General features: G+C 73.1%; 23 protein-coding genes. 10 read left to right on the forward strand and 13 right to left on the reverse strand.

The genetic code is table 11. From position 1 onward, the window contains the following. Positions 1 to 20: 20 nt before the first annotated feature. Positions 21 to 506 carry a rhodanese-like domain-containing protein gene (locus tag IOD14_RS28915; protein ID WP_212671945.1) on the reverse strand — a complete coding sequence of 162 codons (486 nt, stop codon included), beginning with the start codon at positions 504 to 506 and terminating at the stop codon, positions 21 to 23. Between the two features lie 94 nt (positions 507 to 600). Here IOD14_RS28915 and IOD14_RS28920 point away from each other — a divergent pair, with 94 nt between their 5' ends. Beyond that, on the forward strand, positions 601 to 1047 hold the full coding sequence (locus IOD14_RS28920; RefSeq protein ID WP_123987747.1) for an Lrp/AsnC family transcriptional regulator: 447 nt from the start codon (positions 601 to 603) through the stop codon (positions 1045 to 1047). A 2-nt stretch (positions 1048 to 1049) separates the two neighbouring features. Here the strand turns inward: IOD14_RS28920 and IOD14_RS28925 are convergent, their stop codons facing one another. The 7 genes from IOD14_RS28925 to sulP all read right to left on the reverse strand — a co-directional run bounded on the left by IOD14_RS28925 (position 1050) and on the right by sulP (position 10199). Next, positions 1050 to 4043 carry an SMC family ATPase gene (locus IOD14_RS28925; protein WP_212671946.1) on the reverse strand — a complete coding sequence of 998 codons (2994 nt, stop codon included), beginning with the start codon at positions 4041 to 4043 and terminating at the stop codon, positions 1050 to 1052. Beyond that, positions 4040 to 5203 carry an exonuclease SbcCD subunit D gene (locus IOD14_RS28930; RefSeq protein ID WP_123987749.1) on the reverse strand — a complete coding sequence of 388 codons (1164 nt, stop codon included), beginning with the start codon at positions 5201 to 5203 and terminating at the stop codon, positions 4040 to 4042. The genes IOD14_RS28925 and IOD14_RS28930 overlap by 4 nt, the downstream gene beginning before the upstream one ends. Positions 5204 to 5306: 103 nt before the next feature. Beyond that, the gene (locus IOD14_RS28935; protein WP_123987750.1) at positions 5307 to 5933 is read right to left on the reverse strand and encodes a YigZ family protein; all 627 of its coding nucleotides are present in this window, start codon (positions 5931 to 5933) and stop codon (positions 5307 to 5309) included. A 44-nt stretch (positions 5934 to 5977) separates the two neighbouring features. Then, complete coding sequence (locus tag IOD14_RS28940; RefSeq protein ID WP_123987751.1) at positions 5978 to 6520, reverse strand: histidine phosphatase family protein; 543 nt, start codon at positions 6518 to 6520, stop codon at positions 5978 to 5980. Next, positions 6517 to 7233, reverse strand: coding sequence for a hypothetical protein (locus IOD14_RS28945; RefSeq protein WP_212671947.1), 717 nt, complete (start codon positions 7231 to 7233; stop codon positions 6517 to 6519). Before IOD14_RS28945 ends, IOD14_RS28940 begins: the two co-directional genes overlap by 4 nt. 269 nt (positions 7234 to 7502) lie before the next feature. Continuing rightward, a complete protein-coding gene (locus tag IOD14_RS28950; RefSeq protein WP_123987753.1) occupies positions 7503 to 8204 on the reverse strand; it encodes a response regulator transcription factor in 702 nt (233 codons plus the stop codon). A 222-nt stretch (positions 8205 to 8426) separates the two neighbouring features. Beyond that, complete coding sequence (gene sulP, locus IOD14_RS28955; RefSeq protein ID WP_212671948.1) at positions 8427 to 10199, reverse strand: sulfate permease; 1773 nt, start codon at positions 10197 to 10199, stop codon at positions 8427 to 8429. A gap of 734 nt (positions 10200 to 10933) precedes the next feature. Between sulP and IOD14_RS28960 the strand changes: the two genes are divergently transcribed. The 3 genes from IOD14_RS28960 to IOD14_RS28970 are packed head-to-tail and all read left to right on the forward strand — an operon-like array spanning position 10934 to position 13759. Next, a complete protein-coding gene (locus IOD14_RS28960) occupies positions 10934 to 11839 on the forward strand; it encodes a universal stress protein (protein ID WP_212671949.1) in 906 nt (301 codons plus the stop codon). Between the two features lie 25 nt (positions 11840 to 11864). Beyond that, positions 11865 to 12887: a zinc-dependent alcohol dehydrogenase gene (locus IOD14_RS28965; protein WP_123987756.1), complete on the forward strand. Its 1023-nt coding sequence runs from the start codon at positions 11865 to 11867 to the stop codon at positions 12885 to 12887. A 5-nt stretch (positions 12888 to 12892) separates the two neighbouring features. Further along, positions 12893 to 13759 (forward strand): universal stress protein, encoded by an 867-nt coding sequence (locus IOD14_RS28970; RefSeq protein WP_212671950.1) that lies wholly within the window; start codon positions 12893 to 12895, stop codon positions 13757 to 13759. A gap of 10 nt (positions 13760 to 13769) precedes the next feature. On the opposite strand, the gene ppk2 is transcribed toward IOD14_RS28970, so the two are convergent. Then, on the reverse strand, positions 13770 to 14573 hold the full coding sequence (gene ppk2, locus IOD14_RS28975) for a polyphosphate kinase 2 (RefSeq protein ID WP_123987758.1): 804 nt from the start codon (positions 14571 to 14573) through the stop codon (positions 13770 to 13772). A gap of 404 nt (positions 14574 to 14977) precedes the next feature. On the opposite strand from ppk2, the gene IOD14_RS28980 reads away from it, so the two are divergent. From IOD14_RS28980 to IOD14_RS28995, 4 genes are all read left to right on the forward strand, one after another. Beyond that, positions 14978 to 16708, forward strand: coding sequence for a GAF domain-containing protein (locus tag IOD14_RS28980; RefSeq protein WP_212671951.1), 1731 nt, complete (start codon positions 14978 to 14980; stop codon positions 16706 to 16708). A gap of 81 nt (positions 16709 to 16789) precedes the next feature. Then, positions 16790 to 17197: a CoA-binding protein gene (locus tag IOD14_RS28985; RefSeq protein WP_123987760.1), complete on the forward strand. Its 408-nt coding sequence runs from the start codon at positions 16790 to 16792 to the stop codon at positions 17195 to 17197. Positions 17198 to 17348: 151 nt separating this feature from the next. Further along, positions 17349 to 18986, forward strand: coding sequence for an APC family permease (locus tag IOD14_RS28990; RefSeq protein ID WP_123987761.1), 1638 nt, complete (start codon positions 17349 to 17351; stop codon positions 18984 to 18986). Positions 18987 to 19068: 82 nt separating this feature from the next. Then, positions 19069 to 20280: a 4-hydroxybenzoate 3-monooxygenase gene (locus IOD14_RS28995; RefSeq protein ID WP_212671952.1), complete on the forward strand. Its 1212-nt coding sequence runs from the start codon at positions 19069 to 19071 to the stop codon at positions 20278 to 20280. Here IOD14_RS28995 and IOD14_RS29000 read toward each other — a convergent pair. Further along, positions 20277 to 20636, reverse strand: a complete 360-nt coding sequence (locus IOD14_RS29000) for a metalloregulator ArsR/SmtB family transcription factor (protein WP_174269063.1) — start codon at positions 20634 to 20636, stop codon at positions 20277 to 20279. The two genes, IOD14_RS28995 and IOD14_RS29000, sit on opposite strands and share 4 nt — an antisense overlap. Before the next feature lie 63 nt (positions 20637 to 20699). Here IOD14_RS29000 and IOD14_RS29005 point away from each other — a divergent pair, with 63 nt between their 5' ends. Then, a complete protein-coding gene (locus IOD14_RS29005; RefSeq protein WP_212671953.1) occupies positions 20700 to 21737 on the forward strand; it encodes a cation diffusion facilitator family transporter in 1038 nt (345 codons plus the stop codon). A gap of 2 nt (positions 21738 to 21739) precedes the next feature. On the opposite strand, the gene IOD14_RS29010 is transcribed toward IOD14_RS29005, so the two are convergent. Then, complete coding sequence (locus tag IOD14_RS29010; RefSeq protein WP_123987764.1) at positions 21740 to 22297, reverse strand: YbaK/EbsC family protein; 558 nt, start codon at positions 22295 to 22297, stop codon at positions 21740 to 21742. Positions 22298 to 22317: 20 nt separating this feature from the next. Next, positions 22318 to 22890 carry an XRE family transcriptional regulator gene (locus IOD14_RS29015; protein ID WP_123987765.1) on the reverse strand — a complete coding sequence of 191 codons (573 nt, stop codon included), beginning with the start codon at positions 22888 to 22890 and terminating at the stop codon, positions 22318 to 22320. Between the two features lie 92 nt (positions 22891 to 22982). On the opposite strand from IOD14_RS29015, the gene IOD14_RS29020 reads away from it, so the two are divergent. Then, on the forward strand, positions 22983 to 23840 hold the full coding sequence (locus tag IOD14_RS29020; RefSeq protein WP_212671954.1) for an EamA family transporter: 858 nt from the start codon (positions 22983 to 22985) through the stop codon (positions 23838 to 23840). Between the two features lie 94 nt (positions 23841 to 23934). Here IOD14_RS29020 and IOD14_RS29025 read toward each other — a convergent pair whose 3' ends face one another. Further along, positions 23935 to 24690 (reverse strand): acyltransferase, encoded by a 756-nt coding sequence (locus tag IOD14_RS29025; protein ID WP_123987767.1) that lies wholly within the window; start codon positions 24688 to 24690, stop codon positions 23935 to 23937. Positions 24691 to 24704 lie beyond the last annotated feature (14 nt).

The following is a 24704-nucleotide window of genomic DNA, read 5'->3' on the forward strand; positions in this document are numbered from 1 at the left end:
CCCACCGGAATCCCCGGGACTCAGCAACCGCAGTCCTCCGAGTCGGCCGGCGCGGTCAACGTGTCGGCGGCGCGCCGCTCACGGCCCTGCCAGGTCTCGAACTCGAAGCCCTCGCGCACCCAGTACTCGAAGCCGCCGAGCATCTCCTTGACCTGGTAGCCGAGTTCGGCGAGGGCGAGTGCGGCGCGGGTGGCGCCGTTGCAGCCCGGCCCCCAGCAGTACGTCACCACCGGCACGGACCTGTCGAGGAGCTGTTCGGCCTGTTCGGCGATGAGGGCGGTGGGCAGGTGGACCGCGCCCGGGACGTGGCCCTGGTCCCAGGCGGCGGTGGAGCGGGAGTCGAGGACCACGAACCCGGGGTCGCCGTCCGCGGCGAGCGCGGCGGCCACGTCGGAGACGTCGGCGTGGAAGGCGAGGGCGGCGCGGAAGTGGGCGGCGGCCTCGGCCGGGGCGGCCGGGGGGACGCGCAGAACGGGGTTCGGGGTGAGCGGGGCGGTTGTCGTCATGGCAGGAAATCTACGGTCGGCGACCAGCAAGCTGAAGGGGGATTCCACGGCGCGAGTCTTGTCCGACCGGTGATTCCCCTGCTATTTCTCGAGCATGACCGCGTATTCCCCGGACGCCACCGACTGGCGCATCCTCGACGTCCTCCAGCGGGAGGGCCGGGCCAGCTTCGCCGAGCTCGCCCGTGCCGTCTCGATGTCCGCGAGCGCGGTCACCGAGCGGGTGCGGCGGCTGGAGGAGGCGGGCGTCATCCAGGGGTACGCCGCCGTCGTGGACCCCGACCGGCTGGGTCTGCCGATCCTGGCGTTCGTCCGCCTCAGGTACCCCAACGGCAACTACAAGCCCTTCCACGACCTGGTCGCCGTGACGCCCGAGATCCTGGAGGCGCACCATGTGACCGGCGACGACTGCTTCGTCATCAAGGTCGCCGCCCGCTCGATGCGGCACCTGGAGGAGGTGTCGGGCAAGATCGGCACGCTGGGTTCGGTGACCACGAGTGTCGTCTACTCCTCCCCGCTCCCCCGGCGCCCCCTGGGGCGGTGACCTCAGACCCCGCCGCGCTGTCTCAGCACCGAACCCGACCGCCCCTTCACAACCTCCAGCTGCGCGTGGATCCGGCGGCGCAGATCGGCCACATGGCTCACGATGCCCACGCTGCGGTCGCGTTCGCGCAGTGAGTCCAGGACGTCGAGGACCTCGTCGAGGGTCTGCTCGTCGAGGCTGCCGAAGCCCTCGTCGATGAAGAGCGTGTCGAGACGGACCCCGCCGGCCTCGTCGGTGACGACGTCCGCCAGGCCGAGGGCCAGTGCGAGCGAGGCGAAGAAGGTCTCGCCGCCCGACAGCGTGGCCGTGTCCCGCTCGCGTCCGGTCCAGGCGTCGACGACGTGCAGCCCGAGTCCGCTGCGGCCGCGGCCGCTGCGGTCGTCCGAGTGGACGAGGGTGTAGCGGCCGGACGACATCCGTTGCAGGCGCACGGTCGCGGCCGCCGCGACCTGTTCGAGACGGGCCGCGAGCACATAGGACTCCAGCCGCATCTTGCGTTCGTTGTCCGCGGAGGTGCCCGCGGCGAGCGCGGACAGGCGGGCCACCCGGTCGTACTCCCGGCGCAGCGGCGCCAGCCGTTCGAGGCCCGTGGCGGAGCGGGCGGAGAGCCGGTCGAGTTCGGCGCAGCGCCGGGCGGCCGCGTCGCGCGCGGAGGCGGCCTCGCGGACCCGGCGGGCCGCGTCGGCGGCGAGTCGCTCCGCCGCGAGGACGTCGGCGGGCGGTCGCTGCGCCGCCTCGGCGGTGTCGGCCTCGGCGAGAACGGCTCGTACGGCGGCCTCCTCGGTCTGCCACGCGTCCAGCCGGTGCTGGAGGTCACGGTGGGCCGCGTCGTCGAGGAGGGCGGCGGCCGCGGCCTGCGGGGTGTCGAAGCCGGCCCGGAAGGCGGCGTCGGCGAGGCGGGCGTCCGCGTCCTTGAGCCGCTGGGCGGTGTCCTCGGCCACGCGCGCGGTGTCGGCGGCGTCGGTGAGCAGCGCGGTCTGCCGCTCCAGCTGGGCGGCGCGGGCGGCCACGCTGCCGGCGGTTCCGCGCGCCTGGGCCAGCTCCGCTTCCAGGGTGGTTCGTTCCCGGTCCAGGGCGTCCCGGCGGGCGCCGCGGGAGGCGGTGCGCAGGGCGGCCTCCTGCTGGGCAGTCAGCCGTTGTTCGCGCTCGCGCTCGGCCTGCCGCAGCTGTTCCGTGGCGGTGTGCAGCGCCGAGGCGAGGGTGCGGACCCGGGCGTACTCACGCTCCAGGTCCTCCACCTGGACGGCGAGTTCCTCGGTGGAGGTGTCGCCGGCCTCGCCCTGGGCGGCGGCCAGCGCCCGCTGGACGAAGGCGAGGCGGCGCTCGGCCTCGGTGCGCTGTTCGTCGGCGTGCTGCGAGCCGGCGAGGGCGCGCTCCTCTGTCTCCCGGTCGACGTGTCCGGCGTCCCTGCGGGCGGGCGCGGGGTGCTCGGTGGCTCCGCAGACCGCGCAGGGTTCGCCGTCGGTGAGCTGTGCGGCGAGTTCCGCGGCGATGCCGTTCAGGCGCCGTTCCTTGACGTCCAGCCAGTCGGCACGGGCCTTCTGCGCGCGGTCCGTGGCGTCGATGACCTGCCGCTGGGCGTCGTCGGTGTCCCGGGCGAACTGGTCGCGCTGGCGGGCGGCGGCGAGTCGCTTGCGGGCGGGCTCCCGCTGCACGGCGAGCTGTTCGGCGCGGGTGGCGGCCTCCTGGGCGGACTCGACACCCTGCTGGAGCCCGGCGCGGGCCTCCTGCCACCCGGCCAGCCAGGCCTCGGCCTCCTGGAGGACGTCCTCGTCGGAGCGCTCCTCGCTGTCCAGCTCCGCGCGTTCCCTCACGAGTTCGGCGAGCCGCTGCTCGGCGCGCCGGGCCGCGTCCAGGCCGCCGAGCTCCTCGGACGCCCGGCGTGCGGCGGTGGCGAGTCCGGCGGCGCCCGCCCCCGCGAAGGTCTCCGGCAGCAGCTCCCGCGCGCGTGTCTCGGCCGCGGCCGCCCGCCGGTGCTCGGCCTCGGCCGCCTCCCGCAGCTCCAGCGCGGGCGCCACCGCCTCCGCCTTGCGGGCCCGCTCCATGCGGGCCTGCGCCTGGTGGTAGCCGTCGGACCGCTCCTCCAGCAGCGCGGCCCGCTCGCGTGCCTGGGCGAACCGGCGCTGCAGCCGGTCGACTTCGCGTACGTCGGCCAGGGCGCGCTCGGCGGCGGCCTGGGCGGACTCGGCGGCACCGAGGGCGCAGTGGGCGATCGTCAGCTGTTCGCGGGCGGTGCTGCGGGCGACGGCGGCCGCGCTCAGGACGGCCTCGGCGAGGCCCGGCTCGCCGGGTGTCAGCTCGGGCAGTTCCATGGCGTCGCCGGCCGCCTGCTGCATGCGGTGCGCGTCGGCCAGCAAGCCGGCGTCGCCCTCGCGCACCTGCGCCTCGGCCGCGCGGCGCCGCTCGGCCAGCCGCTTCTCGACCTCGGCGAAGCGGTGGGTGTCGAAGAGCCGTCCCAGCAGTCTGCCGCGTGCCTCGGCGTCGGCCCGCAGGAAGCGCGCGAAGTCGCCCTGGGGCAGCAGCACGACCTGGCAGAACTGCTCGCGGCTCATGCCGAGCAGCTGGGTGATCTCCTCACCGATCTCCTGGTGGGACCGGCTCAGGTCCTTCCAGGCCCCGGCGGCCGCGTCGTACTCGCGCAGCCGGCTCTGCGCCTTGTCGAGGGTCGTGCCGGTGCCGCGCTTCTTGGGGCGCTCCCAGGGCGGTTGCCGGGTGATCTCCAACCGGCGCTCGGCGACGGTGAGTTCGAGCCGGATCTCGGTGCGGGCGCCGGGACCGGCGTGGTCACTGCGCAGTGCCGTCCCCTGACCGCTCTGCCGGGCGCCCGGCACCGAGCCGTACAGCGCGTAGCAGACGGCGTCGAGCACGGACGTCTTTCCGGCGCCCGTCGGCCCGTGCAGCAGGAACAGCCCGGCCGCCGACAGCTCGTCGAAGTCGACCGTCTGGGAGCCTCCGAACGGTCCGAAGGCGGTGATGTCCAGCCGGTGCAGCCTCACCGCGCCACCTCCCGCACGACCTCGTCCGCGCGCACGGCGTCGAACGCGTCCCGCAGCACGGCCTGTTCCCGCTCGTCGGGCCCGGCGCCGCGCACATGGGCGACGAAGTCCTCGGCGATCTCCTGGTCACTGCGCCCGGCCAGCCGCCGGGCGTACGACACCTCGGGGTCGCCCGGCGCCCGCTCGGGCTCGAACACCAGGCTGAGGGTGTGCGGGAAGCGTTCGCAGAGCCGGGCCATGGGGTCGGTGGGGCGGACCGGATCGGTGAGGGTCGCCTCCACCCAGGCCTCCTCCTGCGGCACGAGCCGCGGATCGGCGAGGAGTTCCTCCAGCGTCCCCCGGATCCGGGCCAGCGCCCGCGGCACCGGGCAGTCGACCCGCTCGGCGGTGACCGCGCCCTGCGCGTCCAGGTCGACCAGCCACATGCTCTTGCGGTGGTCGGTCTCCGAGAAGGAGTACGGCAGCGGGGAGCCGGAGTAGCGCACGCGGTCGGTGATGGTCTGGCTGCCGTGCAGATGCCCGAGGGCCACGTAGTCGACGCCGTCGAAGACACCGGCGGGCACGGCGGCCACTCCGCCCACGGTGATGTCCCGCTCGCTGTCGCTGGCCTCGCCGCCGGTGACGAAGGCATGGGCGAGGACGACGGACCGCGTTCCCGCCGCGCGCGTCGCGAGGTCGGCGCGGACGCGGTCCATGGCGGCCGCGAGCACGGCCTCGTGACCCGCCTTCTTCACCGCGAACTCGTCCTTCACCAGGGCCGGTTCGAGATACGGCAGGCCGTAGAAGGCCACATCGCCGTGCGGGTCGGAGAGCACCACGGGAGTCCCGCAGGCCGCCGGCTCGGTCCGCAGATGAATGCCGGCGCGTCCGATGAGCCCCGCGCCGACCCCCAGACGGCGGGCGGAGTCGTGGTTCCCGGAGATCATCACCGTCGGCACGCCGAGGTCGGCGAGCCGGTGCAGGGCGTCGTCGAACAGCTCGACCGCGGCGAGTGGCGGGACCGCGCGGTCGTACACGTCCCCCGACACGACCACCGCGTCCACCCCGTGCTCCCGCACGGCCGCGACGAGGTGACCGATGAACTCGGCCTGGGCCCCGAGCATGTTGACCCGGTGGAACGCCCGGCCGAGATGCCAGTCGGAAGTGTGCAGCAGCCTCATGATCCCCGACCCTAACGGGCGGGTCCGACAGCACGGGCGGTTACTCCCGTATCGCCCCGTCATGACCGGACGCAGGAAAGGACATTGTGCCCGAAAAGGGCAACTAGGCGTCTCCGTACGCCTCTCCCCCGAGCTCGAACCCCGCGGTCCCCGCCGTCGCGTCCGCCAGCCACCCCCGGAACGCCTCCACGTCCGCGTCCGGCAGCCCGATCTCGATCGTGACGGCCTCGCCGTAGTGGACGTCGCGCACCTCGCGGCCGGTCGAGCGCAGGTCGTTCTGCACCTTGCCCGCGCGCTGGTGGTCGACGGTGACCGTGGCGAGGCGGAACCGGCGGCGGGTCAGGGTGCCCAGGGCGTCCAGGGCCTCGCCCACCGCGCCGCCGTAGGCCCTGATGAGTCCGCCCGCGCCGAGCTTGACGCCGCCGTAGTAGCGGGTGACGACGGCGACGGCGTACCGCATGTCGCGGCGCAGCAGCATCTGGAGCATGGGGACGCCCGCAGTGCCGCCGGGTTCGCCGTCGTCGCTCGCCTTCTGGATCGCGGCGTCGGCGCCGATGACGTACGCGAAGCAGTTGTGCGTGGCGTCGGCGTGTTCCCTGCGGACGGACGCGATGAAGTCCTGGGCCTCCCGCTCGGTGGCCGCCGGGGCGAGGGCGCACAGGAAGCGGGAGCGGTTGACCTCGGTCTCGTGCACGCCCGCGCGGGCCACTGTGCGGTACTCGTCCTGCATCCGGCCAGCCTAATCCGTGGTGCGGAGCCTCCCGACGGGCCCGCTCACGGCTTCCTCCCCCGCGGTACCAGCACGGACGTGAGCAGCGCCGTCCCCGGACCCAGCGCCCGCCAGGACGTGCCGTGCCAGGCCAGGACCGCGATCGCCGAGGTCGGGAACTTCACCCGCACCTCGTCCAGCGCGTCGTCGAGGCCGTCCCCGGCCAGGGTGAGCACCAGGTCCTCCAGACCGGGGTTGTGCCCCACGAGGAGCAGGGTCACGACCTCGGGAGGTGTCTCGTGCACGGCCGCCAGCAACTCGGGTACGTCGGCCCCGTACAGCTCCGCGTCGAGGCGTACCGGCGGCGGGGTGCCCCACTGGGCGGACGCCAGCTCCCAGGTCTGCCGGGCGCGTACGGCGGTGGAGCACAGGGCGAGGTCGGGGAGCAGGTCGGAGGCGGCGAGGACGCGGCCCGCCTCCGGCGCGTCCCGGCGGCCGCGGGGCCCGAGGGGGCGTTCGTGGTCGGCGACGCCTTCGGGCCAGGCGGACTTGGCGTGCCGGAGCACCACCAGCCGGCGCAGCGGGCCCGCCCCGGTGCGCGCGCTCATGCCGGGGACCCCAGATCTCGGGTGAGTTCGAGCCCGAGCAGCCGGTCCGCGTAGGCGTACGTCTCGAAGCGGGCGCCCTCGGGCAGCTCCGACTCCTCGACCCAGTGCAGCACCTCGAGGACCTCGGGCACGTCCAGGTCGTCCTCCCAGGCGGTACGGAGCCGTCCGCGCACCTTCTCCGGGACGGGCCGTGAGGGGTGCCGGGCCCAGGCGGCGACGGCCCGGCGCCAGCGTACGAGGGTGTCGCGGGCCTCGGCCAGGGCCGCTTCGTCCAGCCGTGCGGGCGTGCTCCGGGGCGGGGTGAGCAGGGCGAGGCGGATCTCGGCGGGGTCGGCGCCCCTGGGGAGGTTCGGTGTCCGGACGGGCGCGACGGCGACCCGGACCCCGTCGGGGGTCTCACCGCCCTCCCCGACGACATGGACGGCCTGGCTCTCGCCCCAGCCGGGGCCGACGTCCCGGCGGTCCTCGAAGGGCCGGATGCCGAGGGCGGCGGCGGCCGCGTGCAGCTCCGCCTGTTCGCTCCGGCCGGTGAGCAGCGCCCACACGGGCGTACCGCCGATCTCCAGGGCACGGACGAGGAGGTCGGCGACGAGCAGGACTCGGAGGGCGGAGGCGTCGTAGCCCGGGACATGGACCTCGACTCGGGTCAGGCCCCTGCGGGCGGGGACGGCGTCGACGGGCTCGCCGGTTCGGGCGTCGGTGATGCGCAGCACGCAGCGAGCGTAGGCGGGCGAGGCGCCCCGCGCAGGTGACTGACCGGTATTTCGGACACGGACACGGGATTCGACCGACCTCGTCCGTTCCGCCGGCTCACTCGTCGACGTGCGGCAGGTGGTCGCGGACGCGGTCGAGCACGGCGAGCGCGGACGTCCCGCCCAGGGCGTCGGCCGCCGGCGGCAGGACGACCGCAGCCGTGGCGCCTCGTCGGCCAGGGCCACCGTGCGGGGGCGCCGGGCGGACCTGGGGTCCCCCGCTCGGGGTCTCACCGTGCGGGTCGGTTCTCCGGCTCGGGCTGCTCCAGCTGTGAGGCCAGGACCGCGGCCTGGACGCGGCGCTGCACGCCGAGTTTGGCCAGCAGCCGGGAGATGTGGTTCTTGACCGTCTTCTCGGACAGGTAGAGCTTCTTGCCGATCTCGCGGTTGGTCAGACCGTCGCCGATGAGGGCGAGGATGTCCCGCTCACGAGGGGACAGGCTCGCGAGTTCCGGCGCGATGGTCGGCGTCTCGGCCGGGTCGGCGCGCAGCGAGCGCATGAGACGGGCCGTGGTCGCGGGGTCCAGCATGGACTGGCCGGATGCGACCGTACGGACCGCCGAGACCAGGTCGGATCCCCTGATCTGCTTGAGGACATAGCCGGAGGCCCCGGCCATGATGGCGTCGAGCAGGGCGTCCTCGTCGTCGAAGGACGTCAGCATCAGACAGGCCAGCTCCGGCATCTGGCTGCGCAGTTCGCGGCAGACGGTGATGCCGTCGCCGTCCGGGAGACGTACGTCGAGCACGGCCACGTGGGGGCGCAGCGCCGGGCCGCGGACCAGGGCGTGCTCGACGGTGCCGGCGTCGCCGACCACGGAGATGTCCGGTTCGGCGTCGAGCAGGTCGGTCAGGCCCCGTCGTACGACCTCGTGGTCGTCCAGCAGGAAGACACGGATCGGGTGGTCTTCCGTGAAGGTGCCTGGCTCGGTCATGACGACCCCTCGTCTCCGGTGGCGAGCGGACTGCGGTCGGTCCGTGGAACGATCATTGCTCCCGGGGGGCCGAATGCACTAGGGCCGACCGGCCCTAGGTGCGCCGGGGGGCCGGGCGCTCGCGGCATGCCCGTGCGGATGATGCAGAGCCGGTCGGCCCGGCTCCCCTCCCCTCGCACAGCCGCACCCCTTGCGGGAAGGAGACCTCACGGGCGACGCGCATCAGCCGCTCCCGTCGTCGTCGGCGTCGGCCCGTGGGCCACTCGGTCCTGGGGACCTGCCGCTCGGCTCCTGCGCGCGCTGTCCCGGCTCCGTGTCCGGTCCGGCGCGGTACGCGGCCACCGCGGTGGGCAGCGTCGGGAAGATCAGTTCCGAGCCCACGGAGTCCGTGAGGCCGTATGCCCGCAGGTCGTCCAGGAGGTCCTGCTTGACCCGGGCGAGGGCGAACACCACGCCACGGCGGCCCAGTTCGCGGCGGAGGTCGTCGACGGCGTCGAGGGCGGTGATGTCGACCTCGACATTGGCCTCGGCGTTGAGGACGAACCAGCGTACGGGGTCGCTCTGTTCGTCGACGGCGGCCAGGGCGCGGCGGCGGAAGTCCTCGGCGTTGGCGAAGAAGAGCGGGGAGTCGTAGCGGTAGACGAGCAGGCCCGGGATGGTGCGGGCGGCCGGGTAGTCGTCGACGTCGTGCATGCCGGCCAGGCCCGGCACCACGCCCTGGACCGCGTCGTGCGGCCGGGCCACCCGGCTCAGCAGCTCGGCCACCGACAGGCCGACGGCGACGAGCACGCCGTACAGGATGCCGAGGGCGAGGACCCCGGTCAGGCAGCCGAGCGCGAGGAGGAGTTCGCGGCGACGGAAGGAGGCGAGGCGGCGGAAGCCCGCGAGGTCGATCATGCGGACGGCGGCGTAGACGACGAGGGTGCCGAGGACGGCGGAAGGGGTGCGGGTGAGCAGGGGGCTGAGGAAGAGCAGGACGGCGAGCACCACGACCCCGGCGACCAGCGAGTACGCCTGGCTGCGGGCGCCCGCCGAGGAGGCGAGGGCGGTGCGGCTGGCGCTGCTGCTGACGGGGAAGCCGTGCAGGACGCCCGCGCCGAGGTTGGCGGCGCCGAGCGCCAGGAACTCCTGGTTGGCGTCGAGCCGGGGGCCTTCGCCGTGGAACGCGCGCGCGGTGAGGATGAAGTCCGTGTACGCGACGATGAGCACGCCGAGGGCGGGCAGCACGAGTTGCGGCAGCTCCGTCAGGTCGGGCAGGGCGAGGCCGGGCAGGCCCGAGGGGATCTCGCCGATCACCTTGATGCCGTACCGGTCGTCGAGGTCCAGGACGACCACGGCGGCGGTGGCGAGGACGAAGGCTGCCAGCGGGCCCGGGACGTACTTCGGGACGGCGAAGAGGAAGACGAGCACGGCGGCGGAGAGGATCACGGTCGGCAGGTGGGCGTCGGGCAGGTGCCGGACGGAGGACCACAGTTGGGGGAAGAAGTCCGACCCGGTCGTCCGCACCCCGGTGAGCTTGGGCAGCTGGTCCACCATCATGATCAGCGCGACGCCGGCCAGGTAGCCGATCAGGACGGGGCGGGAGAACAGGTCCGCGAGGAAGCCCAGGCGCACCACCCGTGCCACCAGGCACAGCAGTCCGACGGTGACCGCGAGGGTGGCGGCGAGAGTGGCGTAGCGGCCGGGGTGGCCGGCGGCGAGCGGGCCGACCACGGTGGCCGTCATCAGTGCGGTCGTGGACTCGGGGCCGACCGAGAGCAGGCGGGAGGAGCCCAGCAGCGCGTACAGGACGAGGGCGGGCAGGATCGTCCACAGTCCGGCGACCGGCGGGAGCCCGGCCACACCCGCGTACGCCATGACCTGCGGCACCAGGTACGCGGCCACCGTCACGCCGGCCAGCAGGTCGCCCCTGAGCCAACTGCGCCGGTAGGCGAGGAGGACGGCTGCCCCTGGCAGCAGGCGGCGCCACACCGGATCGTCCGAGCCCTGTCCCATGAGCCACCCTCCTCAGTCGGCCCCATGATCCACCGGCGGGCCCGGGTGCGCGAGTGCCGCGCGCCGAAGCCTCCAACCAGCCCTGCGATCAGGGCCGTTCGGCCCCATGGCCGCCGACCTTCGGCACCCGGCGCGCACGACCGGATCCGAACAGAGTGAGAAGCGTCAAGCACCGACCGGATCCGCCCGAAGGGACGCCCAGATGGCCGCGCACGGACCGATGGCGGCCGTCCTCCCTCGCCGGGCGGGTGACGGCTGGGCGGATGAGGCGAGGGCGGATGACGCCCTGGCCGATGAGGCCTGCCGGACGAGACCCCGGGCTGATCAAGCCTGGCGGATGCGGACCCGGGTTGATGCGGACCGGCGGACGAGAGCCCGGACCGATGAGAACCGACGGACGAGACCCCGGATCGATGAGGCCCGACGGACGAGACCCCGGGCCGATGAGACCCGGGCGGATCCCCTGCGGACCGTCATGGCGGCTCCGCAGCGGGCCGCCGGGGGACGTCGGCCGACTGGGCGAGGTCCTCGGTCTCTGCGGGCTCCGGGCCGGGCTCCCGCGCATCGGCCTGTTCAGCCGGCCGCGCCGGCCGCGGGAGGTGCGACGGGTCCCACAGGGGAAGCGGGCCCGCCGCACGATGACCGGCCCGGGCCGGTCGGCCCACGGCAGGGACCTACGCCCCCTGCCGTGGGTCCGGTCCGAAGAAAGACGCTCGAATCAGGAGGTGGAGATCATGGCCCGTACCGTCATCGTCGGTCTCGACGGCTCGCGCGAGAGCCGGGCGGCGGCCGAGTGGGCGGCCCGCGAGGCACAGCTGCTGGGAGTTCCTCTGACGCTGGTCCACGTCTGGGAACCCGTACCGGAACCCATCGCGCAGGCGCCTCTCCTCGGCGCCGAGACCCAGCAGCACTGGACCGAACGGATTCCCCGGGAGGCCGCGGAGGGCGTGCGGCTGCGCCACCCGGGCCTCGACGTGAGCACCGAGCAACTGTCCGGCCGGCCCGCCGACGAGCTGTTGAGCGCGACGAAGGGCGCCGAGCTGCTTGTCCTCGGCTCGCGCGGGCTGAGCGGGATCGGCGGGTTCATGGTCGGCTCGGTCGGGCTCTCCGTCGTGGCGCACGCCGAGCGGCCCCTCGTCCTGGTACGCGCCGACCAGCAGGCCGCCGACGAGCACGAGACGGACCCCGCGGGCATCCCGTCCGCCGCGACCCCGTTCCGGCCCGTCGTGCTCGGCCTGGACATCGAGAGCCCGGACGAGGAACTGATCTCCTTCGCGTTCGCCGCAGCCGCCCGCCGCGGCACCTCCCTGCGGGTCGTGCACGGCTGGAACCCGCCCCCGTACTACGCCTACGGCCTCGCCGCTGACCTCGAACTCCACGGTGAACTCGCCCGACGCGAGACCGCCGCGCTGGCCGAGGCGCTGGTCCCGTGGCGCAAGAGGTTCCCCGACGTCGAGGTCACCGAGGAGTCGCCGTACGGCACCCCCGGCAACCACCTCGTCGACGCCTCCCGCGAGGCCTCCCTGGTCGTGGTGGGCCGCCGGATCCGCCGCGGCGTGCTCGGTACCCACGTCGGGCCCGTCACCCACGCCGTCCTGCACCACTCCGTCGCCCCCGTCGCCGTAGTCCCGCACAACTGACCTGAGAAATTTGAGGAGTTGCACCATGAAGGCAGCGGTCGTACGAGCCTTCGGCGAGCCCCTGGTCATCGAGGAGCGCCCCGACCCCGAGCCCGGCCCCGGCCAGGTCCGCATCCGTGTCGAGGCCTCCGGGCTCTGCCACACCGACATCCACGCCGCCCGCGGGGACTGGCCCGTCAAGCCCGCCCCGCCCTTCGTCCCGGGCCATGAGGGCGTCGGCCTCGTCGAGGAACTCGGCGCCGGGGTCACCCACCTCTCCCTCGGGCAGCGGGTCGCCGTGCCCTGGCTGGGCAAGGCCTGCGGGCGGTGCGAGCACTGCCTGTCCGGCTGGGAGACGCTGTGCGAGCGGCAGATCAACACCGGTTACGGCTGCGACGGCGGTTACGCCGAGAAGATGCTGGCCTGGGCCGACTTCGCCCAGCCGGTGCCGCAGGGCGTGAGCGCCGTCGACGCCGCCCCGCTGACCTGCGCCGGCGTGACCACCTACAAGGCCCTCAAGGTCGCCGATGTGCGGCCGACCCAGCTCGTGGCGATCTCCGGGATCGGCGGGCTCGGTCATCTGGCCGTGCAGTACGCGAAGATCGCCGGAGCCCGGGTGGCCGCGATCGACGTCACCGACGAGAAGCTCGAACTCGCCGCCGAACTCGGCGCGGACTTCGTCATCGACGCCCGCAAGCACGACGTGGGCGAGGTCCTCAAGGGATACGGCGGAGCGCACGCGGCGATCGCCCTTGCGGTGAACGAGGACGCCTTCGCCGCCGTCAACTCGGGGCTGCGGCGCGGCGGAAAGCTCGTCATGGTCGCCCTGCCCGCGCACGGCACGGTCCAGGTCCCGATCTTCGACACCGTCCTGAACGGCACGAGCGTCATCGGCTCGATCGTCGGCACCCGGCAGGACCTCGCCGAGGTCTTCCAGCTGCACGCGGCGGGCCGGACCCGGGTGATCTCCGAGACCCGCCCGCTAGCCTCCGTCAACGAGTCCATCGAGGACGTGCTGCGCGGCCAGGTCAGGGCCCGGATCGTCTTCGATCTCGGTGCGGGGCGGTGAGCGCGATGTCGATGGATCTTCCGGTCGTCGTCGGTGTCGACGGCTCCGAGCCGAGCCTGCGGGCCGTGGACTGGGCGTCCGACGAGGCGGCCCTGCGCGGACTGCCGCTGCGGATCGTCAACGCCTGCCTGTGGGAACGCTACGAGGGCGCCGCTCTCGCCCATGATCTCGGCAAGCCCTCCGAGCGGGTGCTGCCGCAGGACGTCGTCCAGGACGCCGTCCGGCGGGCCGGCGCTCGCCACCCCGACCTGAAGGTGACCTCGGAGGTGGTCTTCGAGGAACCCGAGTACGCGCTGGTCCGTGAGAGCCGCAACGCCTCCGCGCTGGTGACCGGCACCCGCGGCCGCGGTGGCATGACCGAGGCGCTGCTGGGTTCCGTGAGCCTGACGGTGGCAGGGCACGCGCACTGCCCGGTGATCATCGTGCGGGGCAGCCACGACAACCAGGCCAGGGCGGGGCGGCACGGCCGCATCGTCGTGGGGGTCGGCGGGCCGACGACGCTGGGCTTCGCCTTCGAGGAGGCGGCGCGGCGCAACGTGCCGGTGGAGGCGATACGGGCCTGGCGGTGCCCGGCGCACGAGAGCACCGACCATCCTCTGCTGGCCGGGGAGCCCGCCCGGCTGCACGAGCAGCAGGCGGTCGACGCGCTGGAGGCGGCACTCCAGGACGCGCCCGCGGCCGCCGAACTGCACCGCCGTACCGTCGAGGGCCCCGCCGGGTCGGTGCTGGTCGCCGCCTCGCACCACGCCGACCTCCTGGTCGTGGGCGCCAGGCGCCGCCCCCGCCACTTCGGGCTGCAGCTGGGCCGGGTGGCCCACCGGGTGCTGCACCACTCCGCCTGCCCGGTCGCGATCGTGCCCGAGCAGGGATGACCGGCTGGGCTCACAGAGTCGCCGCGTGGTCGGGGACGTAGGTCTGCAGATCACGCGGCGAGCGCTCGTAGCCCGTCGACCTCGGGCGCTCGGGCAGTTCGAGGACGGGCGGGGGGACCTCGCGGTACGGCACGGAGCCGAGCAGGTGGGCGATCATGTTGAGGCGGGCACGGCGCTTGTCGTCGCTCTCCACGACGAACCACGGAGCCTCGGAGATGTCGGTGTGCACCAGCATCTCGTCCTTGGCCCGTGAGTACGCCTCCCAGTGAGTGATCGACTCCAGGTCCATCGGTGAGAGCTTCCAGCGCCGCAGCGGGTCCTCCAGGCGCTTTCTGAACCGCTCCTGCTGCTCGGTGTCGCTCACCGAGAACCAGTACTTGCGCAGCACGATCCCGGCCTCGGTGAGCATGCGCTCGAAGATCGGGCACTGGCGCAGGAACAGCTGGTGCTCCTCCTTGGTGCAGAAACCCATCACGTGCTCGACGCCGGCCCGGTTGTACCAGGACCGGTCGAACAGCACGATCTCGCCGGCCGCCGGCAGGTGCTCGACGTACCGCTGGAAGTACCACTGGGTGCGCTCGCGCTCGGTCGGTTTCGGCAGCGCCGCGATCCGGGCGACACGGGGGTTGAGGTGCTCGGCGACCCGCTTGATGGTGCCGCCCTTGCCCGCCGCGTCCCGGCCCTCGAAGACCACGACGAGCCGGACGCCCTCCGCGCGCACCCACTCCTGGAGTTTCACCAACTCCGTCTGAAGGCGCAGCAGTTCCTTCTCGTACACCTTGCGCGACAGCGTCTCCGCGCCCTTCCCGGCCATGCCGCCTCCACCCTCCGCCGACTGCCGGAACAGCCATCGCCCGCCCGGCGTCGAACACCTGGCCGCCACCGTACTTTCCGCCACCACCCCGCGCACCCCGGCCATGGCCACCGGTCACCGGCCGCCGGCACCCGGCCCCCGCCACCAGCCGCCGCCACCCGAGCGAACGGGGACGACGAGTTGCAGGAGGCCGGCACGGAGGCGGCCCGGCGCCGTACGGGCGACCCGTCACCCCGTCTGCACGAAAGCGGCCCACCCCCGGTACCAGCCCCCACCACGCCCCCGCGGTGCGTTCCAGCGCGGGCCGGCGCGTCCGGATCCGTACCGTGTCGGCCCGTCGGCCGTTACCGTGGCACTGACCACGGCGGCCGGTGTCCGCCGTCAAGGGGACCGGAGGAGCACAGGTGGCAAGCCCCGAGGAGCCCCGAGAGGCGCGTGTACCGCTGCCGCAGCTGAGGCTGGACGAGCTCCTGGAGGAACTGCAGGCGCGGCTGGACGCGGCCCGCAGCACCCGGGACCGGGTGCACAGCCTCCTGGAGGCCGTGCTCTCGGTCGGCCGGGAGCTGGACCTGGAGCAGGCCCTGCACAGCATCGTCGAGGCGGCCGCCGCCCTGGTGGACGCCCAGTACGCGGCCCTGGGCGTGATCGGCCCCGACGGCAGGAGGCTCTCCGCCTTCCACACCGTCGGCGTCACCGACGAACAGATCGCCGGGATCGGCCCCTACCCGGAGGGCCACGGCATCCTCGGCGAACTCATCCGCCACCCCACACCCCTGCGGCTCACGAAGCTCTCCGAGCACCAGGCGTCCTACGGCTTCCCCCCGAACCATCCCCCGATGAACACCTTCCTCGGCGTCCCGATCCGGGTGCGCGACCAGGTCTTCGGCAACCTCTACCTCACCGAGAAACGGAACGGCGCGCAGTTCGACGAGGAGGACGAGGCCGTGCTGTCCACACTGGCGGTGGCCGCCGGTGTCGCCATCGACAACGCCCGCCTCTACGAGGACTCCCGACTGCGCGAACGCTGGCTGCAGGCCAACGCCGAGATCACCCACCGGCTCATGTCCGGCGGCGACCGCGCGAAGGTGCTCGCCCTGATCGCCGAGCGGGCCGGCGAGATCACCGGTTCGGCGTTGACGGCGGTCGCGCTGCCCATGCCGGGCAGCGGCTCGCTCTCGGTGGAGATCGCCGTCGGACTCGACGCCGAGCGGCACCGGGGGCTCGTCCTGCCCGTGGAGTCGACCTTGATGGGGCTGGCCTTCTCGAGCGCGGCCCCTGCGGTCAGCGCGGACGTCCGCCACGATGAACGGATATCCCCCGAGCCGCCCCGCTTCCAGGGCCTCGGGCCCGCCGTGGCCGTGCCCATCGGCACGAGCGAGGGCGGGGTCCGCGGTGTCCTCCTGCTGGCCCGGGAGGCGGGCCGGCCGGAGTTCTCGGCGACCGAGACGGAGACCCTCCAGGCCTTCGCCGCGCAGGCCGCCGTCGCGATGGAACTGGCCGAGCGGCGCCGGGACGCCGAGCAGATCGCCGTGCTCAAGGACCGCGACCGGATCGCCCGCGATCTGCACGACCTCGCGATCCAGCGGCTCTTCGCCACCGGCATGACCCTGCAGAGCGCGGGCCGGTTCATCGAGCACGCCGAGGCCGCCGAGCGGGTCGGGCGCGCGGTGGACGACCTCGACGAGACCATCAAGATCATCAGGTCGACGATCTTCGGCCTGCGTTCGCGCGAGGGCGCCGAGGAGGCCGGGCTGCGGGCGCGCGTGGTGCGGATCGCGGGCGAGGCGGCGCCGGTGCTGGGCTTCGCGCCCAGCGTGCGGATCGAGGGCCTGGTGGACACGGACGTGCCCCGGGAGATCGCCGATCACGTGGTGGCCGTGCTGTCCGAGGCGCTCACCAACACCGCCCGGCACGCCCGGGCCGACCGTGCCGCCGTCGCCCTCACGGCCGACGCCCGCCGCATTCGTCTCACGGTCACCGACAACGGCGTCGGCATCCCTCCTGACGGCCGTCGCAGCGGGCTGCGCAACCTGGCGGAACGAGCCCATCAGCTGGGCGGGGAGCTGGAGTTGAGCCGCCCGGCCGACGGCGGCGCCACGCTGGTGTGGTCGGTCCCGCTGCCCGCGGAGCAGTAGCGCGGCCCGGCCCGGGAAGACCCGGACGGCGCCCGGTGTTCCCTCCCATGGCGCGATTCCACCCCTCCCAGGAGGCCAGACGTGTACGGCGACCCAGCGACGATCCGCAAGATCCTCACCGAACTCGGCGACACCTGGGCCGTCGTGGGCCTGTCGACGAACCGGCGGCGCGCGGCCTACGGCGTCGCCGAGGTGCTGCGGCGGTACGGCAAGCGGGTGGTGCCGGTCCACCCCAAGGCGGAGACCGTGCACGGCGAGCCGGGGTACGCCTCCCTCGCGGACATCCCCTTCGACGTCGACGTGGTCGACGTGTTCGTGAACAGCGACCTCGCCGGAGCGGTGGCCGACGAGGCGGTGGCGAAGGGCGCGAAGGCCGTCTGGTTCCAGCTGGACGTCATCGACGAGGCGGCCTACGACCGCACCCGCGCAGCCGGCCTCGACATGGTCATGGACAGGTGCCCGGCAATCGAGATCCCCCGCCTGCCCTGACGTTTTTCCCGAATTCCTGAAATACTCGCAAGGAATTCCCCGCAGAGAAGTCAAATATGCGACAACCGCCTTTGAATCAAAGGCGGTTGATTCGTAATGTGGGGCCGCTCACACATTGAATGCATGTAATTCGTGAGAGGCCTCTTAATTTATGGTAAGCGTCGATTCAGCACCTGAGACAAAGGGAACGCCCGGTGGCGGCCTGCGGCGGGACGTGGGGCTGATCGGGCTCATGTGGGCCTCGGTGGGTTCCATCATCGGCTCGGGCTGGCTGTACGGCGCCCAGGAGGCCGTGGTGGTGGCCGGCCCCGCCGCCGTGATTTCGTGGGTGATCGGCGCGGTGGCCATCGTGCTGCTCGCCCTCGTCCACGCGGAACTCGGCGGAATGTTCCCGGTGGCGGGCGGCACCGCCCGATATCCGCACTACGCTTTCGGCGGCCTCGCCGGAATGTCCTTCGGCTGGTTCTCCTGGCTCCAGGCGGCCACCGTGGCGCCGATCGAGGTCGAGGCGATGATCGGTTATGCCGGTCACTGGTCCTGGGCGCGAGGGTTGCAGCACGCGGACAAGACGCTCACGACGAGCGGACTCCTCGTCGCCGTGCTCCTCATGGCCGTCTTCGTGGTCGTCAACTTCCTCGGGGTACGGGCGCTCGCGCACACCAACAGCGCCGCCACCTGGTGGAAGATCGCGGTGCCGCTGGCCGCCATCTTCATCATCGCAATCGGCAACTTCCACCCGGGCAACTTCCACTCGGAGGGCTTCGCGCCGTTCGGCGCCAAGGGGGTGCTGAGCGCGATCAGCACCAGCGGCATCATCTTCGCCCTGCTGGGCTTCGAGCAGGCCATCCAGTTGGCGGGCGAGAGCCGCAACCCCAGGCGGGACCTGCCGCGCGCGACCATCGGCTCGGTCGCGATCGGCGCGGTCATCTACGTGCTGCTCCAGGTCGTGTTCATCGGCGCGCTGCCGCACAGCACGTTCGCGCACGGCTGGGCGAAGCTCGACTACCCCGGGATCAGCGGACCTTGGGCCGGTCTCGCGACCCTCGTCGGCCTCGGCTGGCTGAGCGTGGTGCTGTACCTGGACGCGGTGATCTCGCCGGGCGGCACCGGGCTCATCTACACGACCGCGACCTCGCGGGTCTCCTACGGCCTGTCCAAGAACGGTTACGCACCCAAGCTGTTCGAGCGGACCGACCGCAGGGGCGTGCCCTGGTTCGGCCTCGCCATCTCCTTCGTGACCGGCGTGGTCTGTTTCCTGCCCTTCCCGAGCTGGCAGCAGCTGGTCAGCTTCATCACCTCGGCGAGCGTCCTGATGTACGCGGGCGCCCCGCTGGCGTACGGCGTCTTCGCCGACCGGCTGCCCCACCACGAGCGCCCCTACCGGCTGCCCGCCGGGTCGGTCCTGTCGCCGCTGTCCTTCGTGGTGGCCAACCTCATCATCTACTGGGCGGGCTGGCACACCCTGTGGCGGCTCGGGATCGCGATCGTCCTCGGCTATGTACTGCTGGGCGGCTACGCGCGCTACGCCGTCGCCAAGGGTCTGCCCGACGCACCCCGCCTGGACTGGAAGGCCGCCCAGTGGCTGCCGGTCTACCTGGTGGGCATGGGCCTGATCTCCTGGCAGGGCGGCTTCGGCGGCTCGGGCCGGATCGCCCTGTGGTGGGACATCCTGCTCATCGCCGCGTTCTCCCTCGCGATCTACTACTGGGCCAGGGCCACCGCGTCCTCGGCCGCGGAGATCGAGCGCAGCATCGACGAGGTCGTCGTCACCGACGCGCCCGCGCACTGAGCCGGCCGGACCGGGTGCCTCCGCGTGTGGAGGCACCCGGCACCCCTGCCCGCCCGCACCGGGACGCCGCCATAATGTCCGGGTGACCTCCCACCCCAACTCCGGTGCGACGCAGCACTTTCCGGTCGTCATCGTGGGCGCCGGGCCCGCCGGACTGACGGTCGGCAACATCCTGCGGGCCGCGGGCACCGACTGCCTCGTCCTCGAGGCGGAGACCCGCGAGTTCATCGAGCAGCGGCCGCGCGCGGGCGTCATCGAGGAGTGGGCGGTACGCGGTCTGCAGCGGCGGGGTCTCGCCGACACCCTGCTGGAGAGCGCCCAGTTGCACACCGAGTGCGAGTTCCGCTTCGCCGGCGACCGCTTCCGGTTCGCCTACGGCGAGCTGACGGGACAGCACCACTTCGTGTACCCGCAACCCCTGTTGGTCACGGACCTGGTGCGCGAGTACGCCGACGCCAGGGGCGGCGAGATCCGCTTCGGCGTCCGGGACGTCCGGCTGCACGACCTGGAGACGCCCCGGCCGTCCGTGTCGTACACCGATCCCGACACCGGTGAACGGCAGCTGGTCGAGTGCGAGTTCGTGGCCGGCTGCGACGGGGCCCGCGGCGTGAGCCGCACCGTCCTGCCCGAGTCCACGGACATCGCCCGGCACGACTACGGCATCGGCTGGCTGGCGCTGCTGGCCGAGGCGCCGCCGTCCTCCGACTGCGTCCTGTTCGGCATCCATCCGAACGGTTTCGCCGGGCACATGGCCCGCAGCCCCGAGGTCACCCGTTACTACCTGGAGTGCCCGCCCGGCGACGACCCCGGGAACTGGTCCCACGAGCGCGTCTGGGCCGAACTCCAGCAGCGCCTGCGCGCGGACGGCACCCCGCCGCTCACCGAGGGCCGGCTGATCGAGAAGCGCGTCCTCGACATGCACAACTACGTGGTCGAGCCCATGACGTTCGGCCGCCTCTTCCTGGCGGGAGACTCCGCCCACCTCACCGCGCCGATAGCGGCGAAGGGCATGAACCTCGCCCTGCACGACGCCTTCCTGCTCGGCGACGCACTCGTCGCCTACCTCCGCAAGGACGACGGCAGCGGCCTCGACGGCTACTCGGAGGCCTGTCTGCGGCGCGTGTGGGACTACCAGGAGTTCTCCCAGTGGCTCTCCGAGGTCTACCACGGCACCTCGTCAGGCGACGAGTACCGCGCGGGCACCACCTTCGCCCGCCTGCGCCGCCTGTTCACCTCGCCCGCGGCGGCGGCCGCCTTCGCGGAGCAGTACCTCGGGACGGCCTCCGCCTACTAGTCGTGCACCGGACGGTCGCTGATCCGGTGGTCGGCCACGTTCAGCGCCTCGTCGACCAGTCGGCGCAGATGGCCGTCACGCAGCGCGTAGATCACCCTGCGCCCCTCCTTCCGGGTGTTCACCAACCCCGCCAGCCGGAGCCGCGCCAGGTGCTGGCTGACCGCGGGACGGGCCGCTCCGCAGACCTCCGTGAGGGTGGTGACATCGGCCTCTCCCCTGGTCAGGGCGTGCAGCAGGGTCAGCCGGGTGCGGTCGCCGAGCAGGGCGAGGATCTCGGCGGCGAGGGCCAACTGCTCCTCGCCGGGGGTGCGCGGATGCGCATCGTGCGCAGGTGACAGGTGCATGCGTGCGCTCATACGCACATAATGGCTCCGTGGGCGCGATACGTCCACCAGCGCGCGCACCGGAAGGGGCATCACGTGAGCGACCACCACCACGGGCATCACCACCACCACGCTCGGGAGCACCGGCACACCCTCCGCCACCGGCTCGCCCACCTCCTCACCCCCCACTCCCACGAGAGCGCCGACAAGCTCGACTCCGCCCTGGAGTCCTCCGCCCGCGGCATGCGCGCCCTGTGGGTCTCGCTTGCGGTGCTCGGGGCAACAGCCCTGATGCAGGCGGTCGTCGTGGCCGTCTCCGGGTCCGTGGCCCTGCTCGGCGACACGGTGCACAACGCGGCGGACGCGCTGACCGCCGTACCGCTGGGCATCGCCTTCGTGCTGGGCCGGCGTGCGGCCACCCGCGGCTTCACGTACGGCTACGGCCGCGCCGAGGATCTCGCGGGCATCGTGATCGTGCTGACCATCGCCGCCAGCGCGGCCTTCGCGGGATGGACGGCGATCGACCGCCTGCTCGACCCGCGTCCCGTGGCACACGTCCCCGCGGTCGCCGCGGCCGCGCTGGTGGGCTTCGCGGGCAACGAGTGGGTGGCCCGCTACCGCATCCGGGTGGGCCGGGACATCGGCTCGGCGGCGCTGGTGGCGGACGGACTGCACGCCCGCACCGACGGGTTCACCTCGCTGGCGGTGCTGATCGGGGCCGGCGGCTCCGCCCTGGGCTGGCAACTCGCCGACCCCATCGTGGGGTTGGCCATCACGGCCGCCATCGTGCTGGTGCTGCGGGACGCGGCACGCGAGGTGTTCCGGCGAGTGCTCGACGCCGTCGACCCGGACCTCGTGGACCGGGCCGAGGGCGCGCTGCGCGAGGTCGAAGGGGTGCGCGGGGTGGGCGAGTTGCGGCTGCGCTGGATCGGGCACCGGCTGCGCGCGGAGGTGGCGGTCGTGGTGGACGGGGAGATGACGGTACGTCAGTCGCACGCGGTCGCCGTGGCGGCGGAGCACGCCCTGCTGCACGCGGTGCCCCGCCTCACGGCAGCCCTGGTGCACGCCGACCCGGCACCGGTCCCGGGCGAGCAGGACCCGCATCACGCCCTCGCCCACCACACTCCGGCCTGAGGTCAGGCGGTGCCGAGCCCCTCCAGCACCACGGCCCCCGGGAGCTCCGCGAACGCCTTGCCCGGCACGAGCAGCTTGCCGCGCCGTCGCCCGCTGCCGACCAGGACGTAGGGCAGGTCGACCACGGCCGAGTCGACCAGCAGCGGCCAGTCGGCGGGGAGTCCGACCGGGGTGATGCCGCCGTACTCCATGCCGGTCTCCCCCGTCGCGGTGTCCATCGAGGCGAACGATGCCTTGCGGGCGCCGAGGTGGCGGCGGACCGTTCCGTTGACGTCGGCCCGCGTGGTGGACAGGACCACGCACGCGGCGAGGGTGGTCTCACCACCGCGCTTGCCGGCCACCACCACGCAGTTCGCCGACTGCTCGAGCAGCTCCCGGCCGTAGTGCTCGACGAAGACGGCGGTGTCGGCCCACCGCGGGTCGGTGTCGACGTACACGATCTGCTCGGCGGGGACGCTGCCGCTCCAGTGGCGTACGGCGTCGGCGACCGGGCGGATCAGCTCGTCGAGGGCGGCAGGGGCGGGGGTGGCGTGGTCGAAGTGTCCGATGGGTGCGTCCATGACGGCACGCTAACAGCCGCTCAGGAGACGGCCGGCACCGAGACGGCCATGACCATCTCCATCGGCACCGCGCCCTGATTGCCGTACGTGTGCGGGGTGTTCGCCTCGAAGGAGGCACTCGCGCCCGCGGGGATCCGGTGCTCCACGCCGTCGACGGTGAGGGTGAGTTCGCCGGCCGTGACATGGACGAGTTCGACCGTGCCGGTGGGGTGCGGGTCCGACGGACTGCTCTCGCCCGGCATCAGCCGCCAGTCCCACATCTCCAGCGGGCCCGGCGCCTCGGCGCCCGCGAGGAGCCGGTTGTAGCTGCCCGCTTCGGTGTGCCACAGCCGTACGGCCTGTTCGGCGGGGACGACCCGCACCTTGGGCCCCTGCTCGTAGTCGAGCAGCGTGGTGATGCTGATGCCGAGCGCGTCGCCGATCTTCACGACGGTGCCGAGGCTGGGGTTGGTCCGGGCCTGCTCGATCTGGATCAGCATGCCGCGGCTGACACCGGCCCGGGCGGCGAGCGTGTCCAGGGTGAAGCCACGCTCGGTCCGCCAGCGCTTGACGTTGCGCGCGAGGGACTGGGTCAGCAGGTCGAGGTCCGACACGTCACGTCCAATATTCTGTATGACATAGTGCAACTGACTGAACTACGGTGGGGTGCACCCGACCGTTCACCGAACTGTACTGCGAGGCGACCGTGACAGCATTCTTCGCCCTGGCCACCAGCCTGTTGTGGGGTCTGGCCGACTTCGGCGGCGGTGTGCTGACCCGACGGCTCCCGGCGCTCACGGTGGTCGTGGTGTCGCAGGGGATCGCGGCGGCGGTGCTCGGCGCGATCGTGGCGGCTACCGGTGGCTGGAGCGAGGCGGGACCGCGGCTGTGGTTCGCGTTCGCCGCCGGGCTGGCCGGTCCGGTGGCCCTGATCTGCTTCTACAAGGCACTCGCGCTGGGCCCGATGGGGGTCGTCTCCCCCCTGGGCACGCTGAGCGTGGCGGTGCCGGTGGGCCTCGGCCTGTTCCTCGGCGAGCGCCCGGGGCCCGTGCAGGCCCTGGGGATCGCGGTGGCCGTCACGGGCGTGATCCTGGCGGGCGGCCCGCAGCTGCGCGGAGCCCCGGTGCAACGCCGGGCGATCGTCCTCACCCTGATCGCGGCCCTCGGCTTCGGCACGGTGTTCGCCCTGATCGCGGAGGCGTCCACGACCGTCACCGGCCTGTTCCTCGCGCTGTTCGTGCAGCGTCTGGTCAATGTGGCGGTGGGCGGAGCGGCCCTGTACGCAACGGTGCGGCGCGGGGCCCCCGCCCTCCCCGCTAACGGCTTCCCCTGGCAGTCCCTCCCCGCGCTCGCCTTCATCGGCCTCGCGGACGTGGCGGCGAACGGCACGTACTCGGTAGCGGCCCAGCACGGCCCGGTGACGGTGGCCGCGGTCCTCGCCTCGCTCTACCCGGTGGTCACGGCCCTGGCCGCCCGAGGCTTCCTCAGCGAACGACTACGAGCACTCCAGGCGGCGGGAGCGGGCTTGGCCCTGCTGGGCACGGTCCTCCTGGCGACGGGCTGACGCCGCCACGGCGTTCGGGTGCGCGGGGAAACACGTGACCAGCCCCCGCCGGCCGCGGCCGCCCGACAAGCATTCCGGCACCCCGTGGGCACCTTCAGTCCAGCTCCGCCAACTTCGCCACCGTCGCGTCGTCCAACCCCGCCAGCGCGTTCAACTGCTCCGCCGTGGCCCCCGGAGGGATGGGCACAGGCGCCGGCGTCCGCAGCGGCGGCTGCCAGCCGTCCCCGGGAGTCCACCGCCGTACGACCCGGGCGGGCGCCCCGGCCACCACGGCGTGGTCCGGAACCACTCCCCGGACCACCGCACCGGCCGCCACCACCACGTTCCGTCCGATCCGGGCGCCCGGCAGGATCACCGCCCCGGTCCCGATCCAGCACCCCGGCCCGATCGACACCGGCTCCATCCGCGGCCACTGCTTGCCGATGGGCTCGTGGGGATCGTCGTAGGAGTGGTTCGTGGACGTCACGTAGACATAGGGCCCGAAGTAACAGTCGCTGCCGATCGTGACGGTGGTGTCGGCGATGACATGGCTGCCGCGCCCCAGCACGACCCCGTCGCCGATGCGCAGGATCGGCTCCGGACCGAGGTCCAGGTCGGGCATGAGCCCCGCGGTCAGGGTCACCTGCTCGCCCACGATGCAGTGCGAGCCGATCTCGATCCACGGCTCTCCGAACACCGTGCCCAGCGGAAACGCCAGCCGGCTGTGCTCACCCAGCGCGCCGAAGCGGAAGCGCCCCGGGTGCTCGGCGGTGACGGAGCCCGCGCGCTGCACCCAGGCCCAGCCCGCGTGCACGGCACGCTGGACGAGACGGCCCCGCCAGGATGAGAACGTGTTCTTGCTCTTCGGCACGGACTCACCGTACT

Origin of the sequence: Streptomyces sp. A2-16, assembly GCF_018128905.1 — a bacterium.
Lineage (GTDB): Bacteria > Actinomycetota > Actinomycetes > Streptomycetales > Streptomycetaceae > Streptomyces.

Coding starts and splice junctions, on each gene's coding strand:
- IOD14_RS28915 (WP_212671945.1), bottom strand. CDS start 506: ATGACGACAACCGCCCCGCTCACCCCGAACCCCGTTCTGCGCGTCCCC.
- IOD14_RS28920 (WP_123987747.1), top strand. CDS start 601: ATGACCGCGTATTCCCCGGACGCCACCGACTGGCGCATCCTCGACGTC.
- IOD14_RS28930 (WP_123987749.1), bottom strand. CDS start 5,203: ATGAGGCTGCTGCACACTTCCGACTGGCATCTCGGCCGGGCGTTCCAC.
- IOD14_RS28935 (WP_123987750.1), bottom strand. CDS start 5,933: ATGCAGGACGAGTACCGCACAGTGGCCCGCGCGGGCGTGCACGAGACC.
- IOD14_RS28940 (WP_123987751.1), bottom strand. CDS start 6,520: ATGAGCGCGCGCACCGGGGCGGGCCCGCTGCGCCGGCTGGTGGTGCTC.
- IOD14_RS28950 (WP_123987753.1), bottom strand. CDS start 8,204: ATGACCGAGCCAGGCACCTTCACGGAAGACCACCCGATCCGTGTCTTC.
- sulP (WP_212671948.1), bottom strand. CDS start 10,199: ATGGGACAGGGCTCGGACGATCCGGTGTGGCGCCGCCTGCTGCCAGGG.
- IOD14_RS28960 (WP_212671949.1), top strand. CDS start 10,934: ATGGCCCGTACCGTCATCGTCGGTCTCGACGGCTCGCGCGAGAGCCGG.
- IOD14_RS28965 (WP_123987756.1), top strand. CDS start 11,865: ATGAAGGCAGCGGTCGTACGAGCCTTCGGCGAGCCCCTGGTCATCGAG.
- IOD14_RS28970 (WP_212671950.1), top strand. CDS start 12,893: ATGTCGATGGATCTTCCGGTCGTCGTCGGTGTCGACGGCTCCGAGCCG.
- ppk2 (WP_123987758.1), bottom strand. CDS start 14,573: ATGGCCGGGAAGGGCGCGGAGACGCTGTCGCGCAAGGTGTACGAGAAG.
- IOD14_RS28990 (WP_123987761.1), top strand. CDS start 17,349: ATGGTAAGCGTCGATTCAGCACCTGAGACAAAGGGAACGCCCGGTGGC.
- IOD14_RS29000 (WP_174269063.1), bottom strand. CDS start 20,636: ATGAGCGCACGCATGCACCTGTCACCTGCGCACGATGCGCATCCGCGC.
- IOD14_RS29010 (WP_123987764.1), bottom strand. CDS start 22,297: ATGGACGCACCCATCGGACACTTCGACCACGCCACCCCCGCCCCTGCC.